Source organism: Cytobacillus sp. FSL R7-0680, from assembly GCF_038009245.1.
GTDB lineage: Bacteria > Bacillota > Bacilli > Bacillales > Cytobacillaceae > Cytobacillus > Cytobacillus kochii.
The window spans coordinates 793,601-812,235 of sequence record NZ_JBBPAO010000001.1; the positions used below are offsets into that span (position 1 = coordinate 793,601).

Genomic DNA, 18,635 nt, shown 5'->3' on the forward strand with positions numbered 1-18,635 from the left:
TATTAAATGAGACTAAAGGATGAATAGATGTGAAAATTGCCATAGATGCAATGGGTGGTGACAATGCACCAGAGGAAATTGTTCATGGTGCTATGAAGGCTGCGTTAGACTTCAATGATATTGAAATTACTTTAGTAGGTAATGAAGATGAGATTAGAAAATATTTGACATCAAATGATGACAGAATTCAAGTGCTTCATACGAACGAAATGATTTTGGGCACTGATGAACCTGTTCGCGCTGTAAGAAGAAAAAAACAAGCATCAATGGTGTTAGCTGCACAACTTGTTGCAGATGGTAAGGCTGATGCTTGTATATCTGCAGGTAATACTGGAGCCTTAATGGCTGCTGGATTATTTGTAGTTGGTAGAATTGAAGGGATTGAAAGACCAGCGCTAGCCCCTACTTTGCCAACCATAGGAGGAGAAGGTTTCTTACTTTTAGATGTAGGAGCAAATGTCGATGCTAAACCTGAGCATTTAACGCAGTATGCCTTGATGGGGGCGATTTATGCAGAGAAGGTAAGAGGAGTTAAGAACCCTAGAGTTGGTTTGTTGAATATTGGTACAGAGGAGAAAAAAGGAAGCGAACTAACAAAGGATACTTTTACTAAATTGCAACAAGCTGATATCAATTTTATTGGAAATGTTGAAGCGCGTGATTTACTAAATGGCGTAGCAGATGTGGTAGTGACCGATGGTTTTACTGGCAATATGGTATTAAAGACCATTGAAGGGACAGCGATGAGTCTGTTTAAAATGTTGAAAACGGCAATGACAAGTAATCTGAAATCAAAACTAGCTGCAGCAGTATTAAAGCCTGATCTGAAAGAGTTGAAAGGAAAAATGGACTACTCTGAATATGGTGGAGCAGCATTATTTGGACTAAAGGCACCAGTTATTAAAGCACATGGATCGTCTGATCGCAATGCTTTGTACAGTGCTGTAAAGCAGACAAGAATTATGGTAGAGCATGAAGTAGCTGAAAAAGTGAAAGCGTCGCTTGAAATTCAATCATAATGGGAGGCGGATAATATGGGGAAAATTGCATTTGTTTTTCCAGGACAAGGTTCACAAACTGTTGGAATGGGGAAATCACTAGCTGATGAGAATGAGAACGTTTTAAAATTATTTAAACAAGCTGATGAACGTTTAGGATACTCTCTTTCACAACTTATTTTCGAAGGCCCACAAGAACAGTTGACGCAAACGATGAATGCTCAACCGGCATTGTTAACAACAAGTATCGCGGTTTTGGAAGCATTCAAACAATCTGGCATCACAGCAGATTATGTTGCTGGCCATAGTTTAGGAGAATATTCAGCACTTGTTGCAGCAGAAGCCATTTCTTTTACTGACGGTGTTTATGCTGTTCATAAACGTGGTGAATTTATGGAAGATGCTGTTCCTAATGGAGAAGGGACAATGGCTGCAGTTCTTGGTATGGAAAGAGAAGCACTGCAAGCTATTACCGATAAGATTACTGAATCAGGTCATTCTGTACAATTAGCCAATTTGAATTCACCTGGACAAATTGTCATTTCCGGTACAAAACAAGGTGTAGAACTAGCTGGCGTAGAAGCAAAAATGGCAGGTGCGAAAAGAGTATTACCATTAGAAGTAAGCGGTCCCTTCCATTCGCAACTAATGAGACCAGCAGCTGATCGTCTATTAAGCGTATTAGATGAAATCAAATTACAGGATGCAAGTGTGCCAGTGATTGCGAATGTTTCAGCAACGCCAATCACTGCGTCTGGAGAAATCAAAGAAAAGCTATTGCAACAATTATATTCACCTGTTCTTTGGGAGGATACTGTAAGGAAGTTACTTGCTTTAGGTGTAGATACTTTTATTGAAATTGGACCTGGAAAGGTTTTATCAGGCCTTATCAAAAAGGTAGACCGTAATGTTCAACTTTTTGCTATCTCTGATAGTAAGTCCATTGAGTCAACTATCGAAGCCATAAAGGAGGCTGCAAAATGAAGTTATCAAATAAAATTGCAATTGTAACCGGTGCTTCTAGAGGGATTGGTAGGGAAATAGCTTTAGAGCTTGCCAGAGAAGGGGCAAAAGTAGCTGTCAATTATGCAGGTAGTGAGGCGAGAGCCAATGAAGTAGTTGATGAAATTAAATCATTAGGGTCAGAAGCATTTGCAATTCAATGTGATGTTTCTAATAGTGAATCAGTTACAAATATGATTAAAACGGTCATCGAACATTTTGGCCGTATTGATATTCTAGTGAATAATGCAGGCATTACAAAGGATAACCTATTGATGAGAATGAAGGAAGATGAATGGGACGCTGTCATCAATACCAATCTTAAGGGAGTATTTCTGTGCACGAAGGCTGTAACTAGACAAATGATGAAGCAGCGGAGCGGACGCATTATTAATATTTCCTCTATTGTTGGAACAACAGGAAATCCAGGCCAAGCAAATTACGTAGCTGCTAAATCTGGTGTCATCGGCTTAACTAAAACAACAGCCAAAGAATTAGCATCGAGAGGCATTACGGTTAATGCGATTGCACCTGGGTTTATTACGACAGAAATGACCGATGAATTAAATGCAGAAATTAAAGAGCAAATGCTTGCTAATATTCCACTGGCAACATTCGGAGAGCCAAAAGATATTGCAAAAGTAGTTAACTTCCTTGCTTCTGAAGATAGTAAGTATATGACTGGTCAAACTTTGCATGTTGATGGTGGTATGTATATGTAAACAGTAAGTCCTTTTTTAAAGGGTTTACATATAAATGAAAGATTTAAGATTACGTGATTGTTGCATTTACTAAAAACATCTTTCGTATTTATTAACTTTCATCTATAATATCTTGAGGGGAGGTGAACAAGCATGGCAGAAGTATTAGAACGTGTAACAAAAATCGTTGTTGATCGTCTTGGTGTTGATGAAGCAGAAGTAAAAGAAGAAGCGTCTTTCAAAGATGATCTTGGTGCTGATTCCCTAGATGTAGTTGAACTAGTAATGGAATTAGAAGATGAGTTTGATATGGAAATCTCTGACGATGATGCTGAAAAAATTGTAACAGTGGGTGACGCTGTAAATTACATAAAAGCAAAAAACTAATCGTTAGATAAGTATGAGTGAGGGATATCCCTCACTCAATCTTTCTATATAAATAGCAGTTAATGAGTCAGATGTCACTTTTGTGCTTATTGTCCGCCGTGACTTGAGTTAATCAGGTAGTGACGGACAGTAAGTACATCCAGATTTATCCTCATTAGCGCTTTAAACTTGGTTAAGAATTCTTTCTGCCAAGTTTCTTTGTGTTTTTATGTAAAATTGCTTAAACTAAGAGAGAATGATGTATATAAAAAGATAAGGTTTGTCATCAGTAATAAACCACGTCTAATAATGTAGACAAATATGTGTGGTTATCACCATTTAGGATAAATTTATTTAAGGTACAAGGTGGCTGTTAAAATGCGTAATTACAAAGAAAAAGAGAAAAGAAAACGTGCGGATGAAAAGAAGTTTAAAGAATTACAACAGGTATTATCTATTGAATTTAAAAACGAAAAATTATTAAGACAAGCTTTTACTCATTCTTCATATGTGAATGAGCATCGAAGAAAGCCTCATGAAGATAATGAACGACTCGAATTTTTAGGAGATGCGGTATTGGAATTAACAGTATCCAAATTTCTCTATATTAAATATCCGATGATGAGTGAAGGTGAATTAACAAAATTAAGAGCAGCGGTCGTGTGTGAACCTTCCTTGGTTGAATTTGCTAATGAAAGAGATTTTGGCCAATATGTTTTACTAGGCAAAGGAGAGGAAATGACTGGGGGGAGAATGCGTCCGGCACTATTAGCTGATGTCTTTGAAGCCTTTATTGGAGCACTATATTTAGACCAAGGGATTGATGTTGTTGTTTGCTTCTTAGAAAAATATGTTTTTCCTAAGATAGACTCTGGCGCATTTTCTCATGTAATGGATTTTAAAAGCCAATTACAAGAATTAGTGCAGAGAGATTCAGCGGGAATGATTGAATATAAGATTCTGCAGGAAAAGGGACCGGCTCATAATCGTGAATTTGAGTCAACTGTTTATCTAAACGGTGAAGAGCTTGGAACTGGTACAGGTCGTTCAAAAAAACAAGCGGAACAACATGCAGCGCAAATGGCATTAGAAGTACTTAAAAACCATGTGAACTAAATCTTTATAAAGGTGAAAAGGAGATTTAGTAAGGGAGGAGCAGAATTTTGTTTTTAAAGCAACTCGATATCGTCGGTTTTAAATCTTTTGCTGAACGAGTAACAGTTGATTTCGTTACTGGTGTAACTGCAGTTGTTGGCCCTAATGGAAGTGGTAAAAGTAATATTACGGATGCCATCCGTTGGGTATTAGGTGAACAATCAGCTAAATCGTTACGTGGCGTGAAAATGGGTGATGTTATTTTTGCAGGTAGTGATACACGCAAACCATTAAACTATGCAGAAGTTACTTTAACGCTAGATAATCATGATCAATTTTTACCACTTGACTACAGTGAAGTTAGTGTAACAAGAAGGGTTTTTCGTTCGGGAGATAGTGAATATTTAATTAATAAACAACCTTGTAGATTAAAGGATATTGTTGAGTTATTTATGGATTCGGGGCTAGGGAGAGAAGCATTTTCGATCATAAGCCAAGGAAGAGTAGAGGAAATTCTTAATAGTAAGCCGGAAGAAAGAAGAACGATTTTTGAAGAGGCTGCAGGTGTTTTAAAATATAAAACACGTAAAAAGAAGGCGGAAGTCAAACTAAGTGAAACAAAAGATAATCTAAACAGGGTAAACGATATTCTTCACGAATTAGAAACCCAAGTTGAACCATTGAAGATGCAAGCTTCTATTGCTAAAGATTATTTACAGCAGAAAGAGGAGCTTGAACAGTTTGAAGTCGGTTTAACAGTTTATGAAATAGAGGATTTGCATAAAAAATGGGAACAGCACTCGAATGATTTTGATCAACAGCAACAGCAAGAAATAGCCCTTTCAGCAGAGGTACAAACGAAAGAAGCGAAAATTGCTGAAGTACGAGACCGCACAGTCGCATTGGATGAATCAGTTAATGAATTACAAGAAGTACTCCTCCATGCGAGTGAAGCATTAGAAAAACTTGAAGGTCGTAAAGAAGTGCTTAAGGAAAGAAAGAAAAATGCTTCGCAAAACAAAGAACAGTTACAAAAAAACAAAGAAGTATTAACCATGCGTGTAGAGGAACTTAAAAAGTTAAGACAAGAACAAGATCAAAAAACGCTTGCTTTAAAGTCTGAGGCCTCTACTTATGAAAAACAACTTTCCGAGAAGTTAGAACAGTTGAAGTTATATAGCGTTGATATTGATGAACAAATTGAGAACTTAAAAAGTGAGTATATTGATCTTTTAAATACTGAAGCAGCAGCAAAGAATGAACAGCAGATGTTGCAAAAACAACTTACGCAACAAGCAACGCGTGAAGAAAAGTTGATTGGTGATAATAGTCGATATATTGAGGAAAGAGAAGTATTGCTCGAACGTAAAGCGGCGTTATTGCATGATCATGAGGCAGTTAAGGCACAGTTAGACAACCATATACACCAATATAGGCAAAAGCAAAAAGAATATGAAATGTTGCAACAAACCTATGAAAAGGATGAAAAGAAATACTATCAAGCCATTCAATTTCTACAACAAGCACAGTCTAGAAAAGAAATGTTGGAAGAGTTGAAAGAAGATTATTCCGGGTTTTTCCAAGGTGTGAAAGAAGTACTGAAAGAAAGAAACAATCGCCTTACTGGTATTGAAGGAGCAGTGGCGGAGTTAATTGAAGTTCCTAAAGAATATCAAACTGCAATGGAAGTTGCGTTAGGCGCGGCAATGCAGCATATCGTTGTGCAGACAGAAGCTGATGGGCGAAAAGCCATTCAATATTTAAAGAGCCAATCCTATGGTAGAGCGACTTTCTTGCCACTTGATGTATTAAAAAAGAAAACATTGAATGAAGCGCAATTAAAAATTGTGAAAGAACACGAAGCGTACATAGGGACAGCTGCTTCTTTACTGCAATATGATGCTAAATATGCTCCTGCTATTGAAAGCTTACTAGGCAACGTAATAATTGCCAGTGATTTAAAAGGAGCTAATACGCTAGCCAAGCTATTAGGGTATCGCGTACGAATAGTCACACTCGATGGTGATATCGTTAATCCTGGTGGCTCAATGACAGGCGGAGCGGTTAAACAGAATAAATCATCGATATTAAGTAGAAAAAATGAGCTGGATGATTTGAATGATAAAATCACTCATATGGATCAGCAAACAAAAGAACTTGAGGCACGTGTGAAGAAAATGAAGCAACAGTTCAAAGATGCTGAGCATATATTAGAAACGCTTAAGCAAAAGGGAGAACAATTACGCGAAGAAGAGCAAAGCCGTCTTGGTCTCCTTAAAGATATGGAGTATGAAGAGAAAAGAGTAAATGATCGCCTTTCTTTGTATGACCTGGATAAGGCACAATTTGTTGAAGAGAAAAGCCGCTTCGTCAATCGAGAAAACGAATTAACAGAAATACTGCGAAATTATGCTGAAGAAATTATCTCATTAGATAACCAAATTAAAGAATTAACGCAATTAAAGAATGTACAACAAACGTCAAAAGAAAGCTTACAAGAAGAGATAAACGAATTAAAGGTGCAATTTGCTTCTAAAAGTGAGCAACTAAAATCTGCACAAGATCGTTTGCGTTCAATCGTCTCAGAAAAAGCAGACACAGAAGAGAAATTACAACTCGTTATAGATGACTTGCATTTATTATCATCAGAAATGACCAATAATTCCTCAGGAGAACAACATCTCGAAGAAGAAGCAATGAGAAAGCGTGAAGATAAGAATCAAACGATTGAACTAATCGCTAAACGCAGAGAAGAAAGATTTTCATTGCAAACAGTACTTGAAGATATCGAAGTGGAGTTAAAAGAGTTAAAACGTCTTCATAAAGGAAGAGTAGAAGGATTAAAAGATCTTGAAGTGAAAATTAATCGATTAGACGTAGAGTTAGAGACCCGTTTAACACATTTGCGTGAAGAATATATGCTCTCTTATGAAGCAGCGAAAGAGGCATTCCCACTAAGTATTGATGTGGAAGATGCACGCAAAAAGGTAAAGTTAATCAAATTAGCAATAGATGAACTTGGCACGGTTAATTTAGGTGCCATTGATGAATATGAACGTGTTTCAGAACGTTACGAGTTTTTATTAGAACAGCAGAACGATTTACTAGCTGCAAAAGACACGCTTTTCCAAGTCATAGATGAGATGGATGTGGAAATGAAAAGGAGATTTCAAGAAACATTTGAAGGAATTCGTTTCCACTTTGAATCTGTTTTTCAATCATTATTTGGTGGGGGACGTGCAGATCTTAAGTTTACAAATCCTGAGGACTTATTAAATACTGGTATTGATATCGTCGCGCAACCACCAGGTAAAAAGCTGCAAAATTTAGGGCTTTTATCTGGTGGAGAAAGAGCTTTAACTGCGATTGCGTTATTATTTTCTATATTAAAAGTCCGGCCTGTCCCATTTTGTATATTAGATGAAGTAGAGGCAGCCTTAGATGAAGCTAATGTGCACCGCTATGCGAAGTACTTAAGAAACTATAGCCATGAAACACAGTTCATTGTGATTACTCACAGAAAAGGAACAATGGAGGAAGCGGATGTATTGTATGGTGTTACGATGCAAGAATCCGGCGTTTCAAAAATGGTATCTGTAAGGCTTGAAGAAACAAAAGAGATGGCGATGAGCTAACATAATGATAAGTCCCATTAGTAATTAGTTAGTGGGGCTTATCCTCATACATATTAATAGTAATTATTAGCAGATTGGAGTTATGAAAATGAGTTTTTTTAAGAGGTTGAAAGAAAAAATCACTTCACAAACGGATACTGTTACAGAGAAATTTAAAGACGGGTTATCAAAGACAAGAGATAATTTCTCTGGCAAAGTTAATGATTTAGTTGCAAGATATCGTAAAGTGGATGAAGATTTCTTCGAAGAATTAGAAGAAATTCTTATCCAAGCAGATGTTGGTTTTGATACTGTCATGACATTAGTAGAAGAATTAAAGATGGAAGTGAAAAGAAAAAATATTCAAGATCCGAAAGAGGTCCATGCAGTTATTTCTGAAAAATTAATTGATATTTATGAAAGAGCAGGCGAATCTTCTGCAGATTTAAATATTCAAGACGATGGTCTAACAGTTATGTTGTTTGTCGGCGTCAATGGTGTGGGGAAAACAACGACAATAGGAAAACTTGCTCATAAGCTAAAAGGGGAAGGAAAAAAGGTCATGTTAGCCGCAGGAGATACGTTCCGTGCTGGGGCAATTGAACAGCTTGAAGTATGGGGCGAAAGAGTCGGGGTTGAAGTAATTAAACAAGGGGCAGGATCTGACCCTGCTGCAGTGATGTTTGATGCTGTACAGGCAGCAAAGTCAAGAAAAGCAGATGTACTTATTTGTGATACAGCTGGTCGCCTGCAAAACAAAGTGAATTTAATGAAAGAACTTGAAAAAGTAAAACGTGTCATTGAACGAGAAGTACCAGGTGCACCTCATGAAGTTCTGTTAGCTTTAGATGCGACAACTGGGCAAAACGCAATGGTTCAAGCGAAAACGTTTAAAGAAGCGACAAATGTAACAGGTATTGTTTTAACGAAATTAGACGGAACAGCTAAAGGCGGCATCGTCTTGGCTATTCGAAATGAGTTGGAAATCCCAGTGAAATTAGTTGGTTTAGGTGAGAAAATGGATGATTTACAAACATTCAATGCAGAACAATATGTGTATGGATTATTTGCCGAAATGGTTGAAGCAGAAGAATAAGAATAAGAATAAGAACAAAGCTCATTGCTGAAGAATGCAATGAGCTTTACTTAATGTAATCGGTTATTTTAAAATGACGGAAGCTTGCTCACTAATATAGCTTATATATAAGTTGACACACTATAAAAGTCAGTCTATGCTTGACAATTCAGTGTGTGATAGGTAAACTTTACATTGTAAAGGCTTTTCACTTAACAAGGGGGTTTAGAGATGCTTGAAAAAACAACGAGAATGAATTATTTGTATGATTTCTATCAATCGTTGTTAACACCAAAACAAAGCAGCTATATGTCCCTTTATTATCTTGATGACTACTCCTTAGGTGAAATTGCAGAAGAGTATCACGTGAGCCGTCAGGCAGTTTATGATAACATAAAGCGTACAGAAGCGATGCTTGAGGAATACGAAGAGAAGTTATTATTGTTTCATAAATTTCAAGAGCGCGCTAAAATTATTGCAAAATTAAAGAGTAATTTTCAACCAGAAAGCTTAAAAGAACAATATGAAGCCTTGCTGGAAGAGCTTGAGAAATTAGATTAGGAGGCGGCGTGCATGGCATTTGAAGGTTTAGCCGACCGACTGCAGAATACAATTCAAAAAATCCGTGGAAAAGGAAAAGTAAGTGAAGCGGATGTAAAGGAAATGATGCGTGAAGTTCGCTTAGCATTACTTGAAGCCGATGTTAACTTTAAAGTAGTTAAACAATTCGTTAAAAAGGTAAGCGAACGTGCTGTCGGACAAGATGTAATGAAAAGTCTGACTCCAGGACAACAAGTCATCAAAATTGTTAAAGAAGAATTAACAGAGCTTATGGGCGGCGAACAAAGTAAAATCGCTGTTAGCAATCGTCCACCAACTGTTATTATGATGGTTGGGTTACAAGGGGCAGGTAAGACGACAACGACAGGAAAGCTTGCAAACTTATTAAGGAAGAAATATAACCGTAATCCAATGTTAGTGGCAGCTGATATTTATCGACCAGCGGCTATTAAGCAATTGGAGACATTGGGTAAGCAAATTAATATGCCTGTGTTTTCCTTAGGAGATCAAGTTAGTCCTGTTGAAATTGCCAAACAAGCCATTGCTAAAGCGAAGGAAGACCATCATGATTATGTGCTAATCGATACAGCTGGTCGTTTACATGTGGATGAAACCCTGATGACTGAGCTTAAAGATGTAAAGGACTTGACAAATCCAGACGAAATCTTCCTTGTAGTTGATGCAATGACGGGACAAGATGCTGTTAATGTAGCGTCTAGTTTTAACGAACAGCTCGGGCTCACTGGTGTGGTATTAACTAAATTAGATGGTGATACCCGTGGTGGAGCAGCACTATCTATTCGCTCAGTCACGGAAACACCGATTAAATTTATTGGACTTGGTGAGAAGTTAGATGCAATTGAAGCTTTTCATCCAGAGAGAATGGCCCAAAGAATTTTAGGTATGGGTGACGTGCTTTCACTTATTGAAAAGGCGCAAGCTAATGTAGATGAGGAAAAAGCGAAAGAGCTAGAAAAGAAAATGCGTACAGCTTCGTTCACGCTTGATGATTTTCTAGAGCAACTTGGTCAAGTGAAGACGATGGGGCCACTTGATGAATTATTAAAGATGATGCCTGGTGCAAACAAGGTAAAAGGGCTGAATAACTTAAAAATTGATGATAAACAAATTGCCCATGTTGAAGCCATTATTCAATCAATGACACAAGAAGAAAAAAGTCAGCCTGAGATCATTAATGCAGGTAGAAGAAAACGAATTGCAAAAGGTAGTGGGCGAACGGTCCCTGAGGTCAATCGCTTACTGAAGCAGTTTGAAGAAATGAAAAAAATGATGAAACAGATGTCAGGAATGCAACAAAAAGGGAAGAAAAAGGGCGGTTTAAAGCTTCCTTTTAACCCTTTTTAATAAAAAAATACTATGTAAAGAAAAAAACCTTTACAAACCAGGGTAGTATCTGATAATATACTATCTTGTGTGAAACTATTCGGAGGTGCTTTAAAAATGGCAGTAAAAATTCGTTTAAAACGTATGGGAGCTAAAAAATCTCCTTTCTATCGTATTGTAGTAGCTGATTCTCGTTCACCACGTGATGGACGTTTCATTGAAACAGTAGGAACTTATAATCCAGTTGCTCAACCAGCAAGTGTTGATATCAATGAAGAACTAGCGCTTAAATGGTTACAAGATGGTGCTAAACCGTCTGATACGGTTCGCAACTTATTCTCAAATGCTGGTATTATGGAAAAATTCCATAATGCAAAGCATGCAAAATAAGTGATTAACTTATGATCAAGGACCTTATCGAGACAATTGTGAAGCCCCTGGTTGATTTTCCTGAAGATATTCAAGTGAGTATTCGTGAAGAAAACCGAGCGGTGACCTATTTGCTTTCTGTCAACAAGAATGACATGGGGAAGGTAATTGGTAAGCAAGGGCGCATTGCAAAAGCGATAAGAACTGTTGTTTATGCAGCAGGTACTTCTCAAGAAAAAAAGATTTTCTTAGAAATTAAATAATCGATTCTATCGATATAGCTGAATAAACAAACATGAGAAAGGAGGGGAGACCCTCCTTTTTTCACCATTAAATAAAATTTTCACATTCTATTATTGAATGGAGGCTGGTTGATCTTGCAAATTATTCAAACGGTTACTGTGAAACAAGTTTTAACTGAAACGAGTAAACAGGAATTATTAAATAACTATGAATGGAAAAAACAGCAACTACAAAAAGAATGTGATCAATTTAAGTTTGAAATGAGAAAGTGGGAGAAGAACCAAAAGGCTCAAAATGGCCATCTTCGCTCCTTTTTTGATAAAGAAATAGAATCAAGAAATGAAAAAATGAAATTACTTGATTTTCAAATAGAGCAATTACATATGCTTCCACTTGGAAGTGAATTAAAAGAAAAAGAAGTTCAATCGTTAATAACCATCGAAAAGGGAGATAATTGGGAAGAGATCGAAAAAGGAAAAACGATTATCATTAAAGATGGATTGGTTGACGATATCCGCTAGAGGTGAGTATGAAATGGAAACATGGTTTAATGTTGGTAAAATTGTAAATACCCATGGTGTTCGTGGTGAAGTTCGCGTCATTTCTCGAACAGATTTTACAGAAGAACGCTATTCACCAGGAAATAAATTGACCTTATTTATGCCTGATAATAAACAAGGGAGAGAATTAACAGTTTCATCCCACCGCAAACATAAGTCTTTTGATTTACTTACTTTTGAAGAGGTTGTCGGTATGCAAGAAGCTGAAAAGCTTAAAGGTGGCATTTTAAAGGTAAATGAATCGCAATTGAGTGCATTAGAAGAAGATGAGTTTTATTATCACGAAATCATTGGGTGTAAAGTCTACACGATGGATGGTGAAGAGCTTGGTGAAATTAAAGAAATTCTTTCACCAGGTGCGAATGATGTTTGGGTGATTAAAGGTAAGCAGAAAAAAGAAATCCTCATTCCTTATATTGCTGATGTCGTTAAGGAAGTAAATATCGCTGATCAGAAGATTATGATCGATTTGTTAGAAGGCCTATTATAATGAAAATAGATGTACTATCTCTATTTCCAGAAATGTTTGCAGGTGTATTCGGTCATTCTATCTTAAAAAAAGCAAGTGAAGCAGGAGCTGCATCTTATAATGTAGTGAACTTTAGGGAATATGCGGATAATAAGCATCAAACAGTCGATGACTATCCCTATGGTGGCGGAGCGGGTATGGTGTTAAAACCACAGCCGATTTTTGATGCTGTCAGTGATATAAAGAGTAAAAGTGATGCAAATCCTCGTGTTATTCTTCTATGTCCTCAAGGAGAAAGGTTTACACAGAAAAAGGCTGAAGAGCTTGCCGAAAGTGAGCATCTAATTTTTATATGTGGACATTATGAAGGTTATGATGAACGGATTCGTGAACATATTGTAACTGATGAAATTTCCATTGGTGATTATGTGTTAACAGGTGGAGAATTAGGAGCTATGGTTGTCATTGACAGTGTGGTGAGATTATTGCCTAATGTTTTAGGAAATCAAGAGTCACATATGAAAGATTCTTTTAGTACTGGGATGCTTGAACACCCTCATTATACGAGACCAGCTGATTTTCGAGGATTGAAAGTCCCGGACGTATTAACCTCAGGAAACCACCTTCATATTGAACAATGGCGACAGAGGGAATCGTTAAAGAGAACGTATCAACGACGTCCTGATTTACTTGAACAAATAGATTTGACTGATGAAGAAAGAAATTGGTTAGAAGAAATTAAAAAAGAACAGATTTAACATTGATGTTCTGCGGATGATATGGTATTATAATCTTTGTGACTTGGGCTTGTTAAAAGTCTTTTGTCTGATAACGATGTTCCGCTGTAACACAAATGGTTTGCATGAGCGTCTTGGGAGGAGTTGAAAACGATGCATAAATTAATTCAAGAAATCACTCAAGAACAACTTCGTTCGGATCTACCTGAATTCCGTCCTGGTGATACTGTACGTGTACACGTTAGTATCGTAGAGGGAACTCGTGAGCGTATCCAAGTATACGAAGGAGTTGTGATTAAGCGTCGTGGTGGTGGAATTAGCGAAACTTTCACAGTTCGTAAGATTTCTTACGGTGTAGGCGTAGAGCGTACATTCCCTGTACACACACCTAAAATTGCGAAGCTTGAAGTAATTCGTCGCGGTAAAGTCCGTCGTGCGAAACTTTACTACCTACGTAACCTACGTGGTAAAAAAGCTCGTATTAAAGAAATTCGATAATCGGTTTAACAAAAGGGATGTAAGTTCAACTTATGTTACCTTAGTTAAAATGAAGAAAGGAGAGCTTGTATTTTTACAAGCTCTTTTTCTATACATATTTCTCATTTCTGATATGATAATAACATACTTATAGGCTGTTTTTTCAGCATTGGTAGTGTTAAGAAGCAGTTTGATTCTACTAAATCAAACAATAGTTCATTGTATAGTTGCATCGTCTACTTCTTTTATGTATAAAATAAGAGTATGTCAATAATTGAGAGAATAAAACGCAGCTGTATAAGTGGCTATGCTTTTAAAAGAGAAAGAATGGTGGGGAAACGATGGCTAAGAAGAAAAGTGAATTATGGGAATGGACAAAGGCATTAGTTGTCGCCGTCTTGCTAGCAGCAATTATTAGATATTTTCTTTTTGCACCGATAGTGGTAGACGGATTATCGATGATGCCAACACTGCATGATCAAGACCGAATGATTGTCAATAAATTCAGTTATAAAATTGGAGAGCCTGATCGGTTCGATATCATTGTTTTTCATGCACCAGAAAATAAAGATTATATTAAAAGGGTCATTGGTTTACCTGGAGACAAAATTGAATATAAGGATGATACATTATACGTAAATGGGGAACCTTATGAGGAGCCATATCTTGACGAGTATAAGCAACAAGTAGCTGACGGTCCATTAACAGAGCCATTTACGCTAGAAGAGAAAATCGGCCAAGAAACAGTGCCTGAGGGCCATTTGTTTGTAATGGGTGATAATCGCCGCTTTAGTAAAGATAGCCGTCATATTGGCCCAGTTCCTATGGAAGATGTATTAGGAACAGCTGGAATTATTTATTGGCCGATTGAGGATATTAGATTAATTAAGTAGATTTGAATGAATGATAACATCTAAAACACAATATGGCGCTTAAGGTGATTGCATGATTTCTCTTAACTTAAAGGATGAGTTTATCCTTTTCCTTAAACAAGCGCCATGATTGTGTTTTTTTAGTACGTAGTAGGTAATTTAAATGTTTAATAAAGCGTAAGTTTGAAATGTGAATTTAAAGGTGATGATACGTAATGACAATACAATGGTTTCCAGGACATATGGCGAAAGCTAGACGAGAAGTAACAGAGAAGTTAAAATTAGTCGATATTATTTTTGAATTGGTTGATGCAAGGATTCCTCTATCTTCACGCAATCCAATGATTGAACAGATTATTCAACAAAAGCCTAGATTAGTATTGCTTAATAAAGCAGATATGGCCGATCCTATCCTAACGAAACAGTGGATTGAATATTTTAAAAGCAAAGGATTAACCGCAATTAGTATTAATTCACAAGATGGTCAGGGTATGAAGGATATTACTCTAGCAGCCAAACAATTACTTCAAGAGAAATTCGACAAGCAAAAAGCAAAGGGAATAAGGCCGCGAGCCATTCGAGCGATGATAGTTGGCATACCTAATGCAGGTAAGTCAACCTTAATTAACCGCCTGGCGAAGAAGAATATCGCTAAAACAGGTAATAAGCCTGGTGTCACGAAGGCACAAAGTTGGATTAAAGTTGGCAAAGAGATGGAGCTGCTTGATACGCCAGGGATTTTATGGCCGAAATTCGAAGATCAAGAAATTGGTTTAAAGCTTGCATTAACTGGTGCGATTAAAGATACGATCTTAAATCTACAAGATATTGCTGTTTATGCTCTGAGATTTATGACAGAACACTACCCAGAGAAGTTAGTTGAGAGGTATCAATTAAATGAGCTTCCTGAAGAAATCGTAGAACTATTTGATGAAATTGGCCAAAAAAGAGGCTGCTTAGTGAGCGGTGGTACAGTTGATTATGATAAGGTGACAGAGTTAATCATTAGAGAGTTCCGCTCAGAAAAATTTGGTCGCTTAACATTAGAAAGTCCGAAAGATATAATAGAAGAAGAGTAATGTGTTCATTGAATGGAAAGAAGAATGGAGTAAGTACATTATCCGAGTATAAAGGTCTTAATCATAGGCCTTTATTTTTTCGTCCATAAATGCAAATGTTTAAGAATTTGACCAATCTGTCGATGAAATAGGAGAGTGCAGATATGAAATCGATTAAAGAAATAGAGCAATTATTAAAGAATAGTGATAGAGAAGAAGACTACATAAAAACATTAAGATTAGATGAAAGAAAAGGTGTGCAAAAAGCATTAGGACGCTGGGAAAAGCAAATAGAAAAACGAGAAGCCTTACTAGAGAAGTACGAGCTCATGCAAAAATACGAAAAGCTACTTAATAAGGAAGGTTATCGGTTGATCGCCGGTATAGATGAGGTGGGACGAGGACCGTTAGCTGGACCGGTTGTAGCAGCCGCCGTTATTTTACCTGAGAACATTCAGCTTCTAGGTATTGATGATTCAAAAAAACTCTCTGAAGAGAGACGTTTGTATTATTATGAAAGAATTATGGAGGAAGCAACTGCTGTTTCAACATGTATGATCGATCATCATGAAATTGATACAATGAATATTTTAGAGGCATCGAAAAAAGCGATGATACATGCGGTAAATAGTTTACATACTCAACCTGATTTTTTGCTTATTGATGCCGTTAAATTACCCACACCCTACCCGAGTGAATCAATTATAAAGGGCGATAGCAAAAGTATTAGTATTGCTGCTGCATCGGTTGTAGCAAAAGTAGAACGTGACAGGTTGATGAAAGATTATGATAAACAATTTCCTGACTATGGATTTGCAAAGAATATGGGCTACGGTACAAAGGAACATTTGCGTGCAATTGAAGAAAAAGGAATATCGCCCATTCATCGTCGTAGCTTTGCTCCAGTTAAAGACTATCTAATTGACAATAGAAGGTGATAAGGTTGGTGGAAGTGAATGAATTAACGCTGGTTTCAAAAGACCCAATAAAAAACCAGCCACTCATGTTACGGCCAGGGCAATTGTTAAAGGGCAAAGTTTTGAAGGTGAACGAGGAAAACATGGCTGAAATTCAAATAGGGGCTCAGAAGATTTATGCGAAAACCGCAATCAATCTAATTAACAATAGTGATATTTGGTTTGTGGTGCAAAAGAATGGTGAAGGAATTAACTTACAAATTATCGATGAAAATCAACTTTTAAAAGGCATATCGCCCCAAGCGATTTTACAAACGATGGGAATAAATGCTACACAAGAAAAGGTTGAGCTAGTTAAATGGTTTCAAAGTCGAGAGATTCCACTTACTCAATCACTTGTAAAATCATTTACTCATTGGATGACAGGAGATACAAAACAAGATATCGCTGTGTTTAAAACACTTTTAGATAGACGATTACCATTAACTAAAGAAGTTTTCAACGCCGTACATAGCATGAAAAATGAGCCAACAATCACGTTCGCAATAAACAATCTTCAACATAAGCTTACGCCCTATCTCAATAACGAAACAGCTCAAACACTTGATAACCTTTTAAATAAATTTAACCATCTTTTCAATGATAAAATGTTAACAAGTTTAATGGATGGCTGGCTGAAAAATAGCGTTCAAGCAAAAGAAAGTTTCTCCTTGTTACAAAAGTTAGGTGTATTTTCGTCGAAAAGCAGTGAAGAACAAATCATTCAGCAGCTGTTATATACCAGTTCAGATGAAAAAAATAAAGCAATATTATCTCTTTTACAAAATATACAAAGCGGGGGATTACAAAAACAAACGGCCCCTTTTTTGCTCACATTAACAAAATTGAATCATGCTTTTTCATTTACATGGGAGAGTGGGACTAACTTACAGGCTAGCATAAAAAATGGAGAAATTACATTGCCTTTAAATGCTAACCAGATAACAAGTTTAATAAAGGATGGTCTGGCGAAATTATATGACCATCCATCAATCCCCATCAAGCAAACCTCATTACCACTTGTAGATGTTTATTCTCGTATGCAAGAACAACTTCAAGTGCTAGAAAACATAAATAAAAACGCTTATTCAAAAACGCAACAACTTTTGTATAATATTGCGGAAGAAAACAGGCAGCAATTACATAACCCAGTGATGATAAAGGGTGAACTAAAGCAAATATTAGCTATATTCGGTTTAACTTATGAACAGCAACTTAATGAAAGACAGCCAATCAACATTCAGGCGATTAAACCACTCATTTTACAGTTGATCAAAGAAATCCAGCAACCTGCTCTGAGTGAAGCTGCTAAGGAGTTATTAAATAAAATCACTGGGATGCAGCTACTTTCACATGATACAAATGGACTCTCCCACTTTGCCCTACAGTTGCCATTTCCACTAAGCCCATTCAGTAAACTCCTTTCAATGCAGTGGTCAAGTAAAAGGAAAAAGAATGGGGAAATTGATCCAAGTTTCTGTCGGGTGCTATTTCATTTAAATATGGAAACATTGGGTGAAACCTATATAAAGTTGCAGATTCAAAACAGAGTAATCACGATGAATATTTCAACTGAAAACAAAAAACTGCTCCCAGATACCCATCCATATGAGGAGCTGATTAAACGTAAATTAAACGAAACGAATTATCAATTAACACAAATTAATTTTTCCGAAATAACAAGTAAAGTAGAAGAGGATAAGACGGATAAGACGGATACATTTCAAATTACAGGTGTTGATATGCGAATATGAATGGACAAAACGCTAAACAAGCAGTTGCCTTAACTTACTCAGAAAAGATGGATGCACCGGTCGTTTCTGCAAAGGGAAAAGGGCTTATTGCAGAAAATATAATAACTGTTGCACAACAGCATGAATTACCGATTCAAGAAGACCCTTCTTTAGTGGAGATACTAGGAAAATTAAATATGAATGAAAAGATACCTGAAGAGCTGTATCAAGTAGTCGCGGAAGTTTTCGCGTTTATTTATCAAGTAGACAGAAAAGCGAAAGACGAAGAAGTGCGAAATAATGGTGTCCGTTCACTGAATCAACAGTAATACTTTTTGACCCATTCAAGTGGAGTATGGTAATTATTCATCTTTTTGAAAAGGCAAAGTAGTTGAAACAATAATA

At 36.8% G+C, this 18,635-nt stretch carries 20 protein-coding genes; all 20 read left to right on the forward strand.

Translation table 11 applies throughout. The features are described from left to right. Positions 1 to 29 precede the first annotated feature (29 nt). Positions 30 to 1,019, forward strand: coding sequence for a phosphate acyltransferase PlsX (plsX, locus tag MKY26_RS04110; RefSeq protein WP_095369562.1), 990 nt, complete (start codon positions 30 to 32; stop codon positions 1,017 to 1,019). Positions 1,020 to 1,034: 15 nt separating this feature from the next. After that, positions 1,035 to 1,982, forward strand: a complete 948-nt coding sequence (gene fabD / locus MKY26_RS04115; RefSeq protein ID WP_095369561.1) for an ACP S-malonyltransferase — start codon at positions 1,035 to 1,037, stop codon at positions 1,980 to 1,982. Beyond that, positions 1,979 to 2,722 (forward strand): 3-oxoacyl-[acyl-carrier-protein] reductase, encoded by a 744-nt coding sequence (fabG, locus tag MKY26_RS04120; protein WP_095369560.1) that lies wholly within the window; start codon positions 1,979 to 1,981, stop codon positions 2,720 to 2,722. The genes fabD and fabG overlap by 4 nt, the downstream gene beginning before the upstream one ends. A 132-nt stretch (positions 2,723 to 2,854) precedes the next feature. Continuing rightward, entirely contained in the window at positions 2,855 to 3,088 is a 234-nt protein-coding gene (locus MKY26_RS04125) for an acyl carrier protein (RefSeq protein ID WP_095369559.1), read from the forward strand. A gap of 357 nt (positions 3,089 to 3,445) precedes the next feature. Next, the gene (rnc, locus tag MKY26_RS04130; RefSeq protein WP_095369558.1) at positions 3,446 to 4,183 is read left to right on the forward strand and encodes a ribonuclease III; all 738 of its coding nucleotides are present in this window, start codon (positions 3,446 to 3,448) and stop codon (positions 4,181 to 4,183) included. A 47-nt stretch (positions 4,184 to 4,230) separates the two neighbouring features. Next, positions 4,231 to 7,797 (forward strand): chromosome segregation protein SMC, encoded by a 3,567-nt coding sequence (gene smc, locus MKY26_RS04135; protein WP_340974512.1) that lies wholly within the window; start codon positions 4,231 to 4,233, stop codon positions 7,795 to 7,797. Positions 7,798 to 7,885: 88 nt separating this feature from the next. Further along, complete coding sequence (ftsY, locus tag MKY26_RS04140) at positions 7,886 to 8,872, forward strand: signal recognition particle-docking protein FtsY (RefSeq protein WP_095369556.1); 987 nt, start codon at positions 7,886 to 7,888, stop codon at positions 8,870 to 8,872. A 210-nt stretch (positions 8,873 to 9,082) separates the two neighbouring features. Beyond that, positions 9,083 to 9,412: a putative DNA-binding protein gene (locus MKY26_RS04145; protein ID WP_095369555.1), complete on the forward strand. Its 330-nt coding sequence runs from the start codon at positions 9,083 to 9,085 to the stop codon at positions 9,410 to 9,412. Between the two features lie 12 nt (positions 9,413 to 9,424). Then, a complete protein-coding gene (gene ffh / locus MKY26_RS04150) occupies positions 9,425 to 10,777 on the forward strand; it encodes a signal recognition particle protein (RefSeq protein WP_095369554.1) in 1,353 nt (450 codons plus the stop codon). 96 nt (positions 10,778 to 10,873) lie between these two features. Continuing rightward, positions 10,874 to 11,146, forward strand: coding sequence for a 30S ribosomal protein S16 (gene rpsP / locus MKY26_RS04155; protein ID WP_095369553.1), 273 nt, complete (start codon positions 10,874 to 10,876; stop codon positions 11,144 to 11,146). A gap of 14 nt (positions 11,147 to 11,160) precedes the next feature. Then, positions 11,161 to 11,388 (forward strand): KH domain-containing protein, encoded by a 228-nt coding sequence (locus MKY26_RS04160; RefSeq protein ID WP_095373476.1) that lies wholly within the window; start codon positions 11,161 to 11,163, stop codon positions 11,386 to 11,388. A gap of 114 nt (positions 11,389 to 11,502) precedes the next feature. Next, positions 11,503 to 11,889 (forward strand): YlqD family protein, encoded by a 387-nt coding sequence (locus tag MKY26_RS04165; RefSeq protein WP_095369552.1) that lies wholly within the window; start codon positions 11,503 to 11,505, stop codon positions 11,887 to 11,889. Between the two features lie 13 nt (positions 11,890 to 11,902). Beyond that, complete coding sequence (gene rimM / locus MKY26_RS04170) at positions 11,903 to 12,418, forward strand: ribosome maturation factor RimM (RefSeq protein ID WP_095369551.1); 516 nt, start codon at positions 11,903 to 11,905, stop codon at positions 12,416 to 12,418. Next, positions 12,418 to 13,155 (forward strand): tRNA (guanosine(37)-N1)-methyltransferase TrmD, encoded by a 738-nt coding sequence (gene trmD / locus MKY26_RS04175; RefSeq protein ID WP_095369550.1) that lies wholly within the window; start codon positions 12,418 to 12,420, stop codon positions 13,153 to 13,155. The genes rimM and trmD overlap by 1 nt, the downstream gene beginning before the upstream one ends. Positions 13,156 to 13,287: 132 nt before the next feature. Further along, positions 13,288 to 13,632: a 50S ribosomal protein L19 gene (gene rplS / locus MKY26_RS04180; protein WP_095369549.1), complete on the forward strand. Its 345-nt coding sequence runs from the start codon at positions 13,288 to 13,290 to the stop codon at positions 13,630 to 13,632. 320 nt (positions 13,633 to 13,952) lie between these two features. Continuing rightward, positions 13,953 to 14,504, forward strand: a complete 552-nt coding sequence (gene lepB / locus MKY26_RS04185; RefSeq protein WP_095369548.1) for a signal peptidase I — start codon at positions 13,953 to 13,955, stop codon at positions 14,502 to 14,504. Positions 14,505 to 14,698: 194 nt separating this feature from the next. Next, positions 14,699 to 15,562: a ribosome biogenesis GTPase YlqF gene (gene ylqF, locus MKY26_RS04190; protein ID WP_251161464.1), complete on the forward strand. Its 864-nt coding sequence runs from the start codon at positions 14,699 to 14,701 to the stop codon at positions 15,560 to 15,562. 143 nt (positions 15,563 to 15,705) lie between these two features. After that, positions 15,706 to 16,479, forward strand: a complete 774-nt coding sequence (locus tag MKY26_RS04195) for a ribonuclease HII (RefSeq protein ID WP_341092183.1) — start codon at positions 15,706 to 15,708, stop codon at positions 16,477 to 16,479. Positions 16,480 to 16,487: 8 nt separating this feature from the next. Continuing rightward, a complete protein-coding gene (locus tag MKY26_RS04200) occupies positions 16,488 to 18,251 on the forward strand; it encodes a hypothetical protein (protein WP_341092184.1) in 1,764 nt (587 codons plus the stop codon). Beyond that, entirely contained in the window at positions 18,248 to 18,559 is a 312-nt protein-coding gene (locus tag MKY26_RS04205; RefSeq protein ID WP_341092186.1) for an EscU/YscU/HrcU family type III secretion system export apparatus switch protein, read from the forward strand. Before MKY26_RS04200 ends, MKY26_RS04205 begins: the two co-directional genes overlap by 4 nt. Positions 18,560 to 18,635 lie beyond the last annotated feature (76 nt).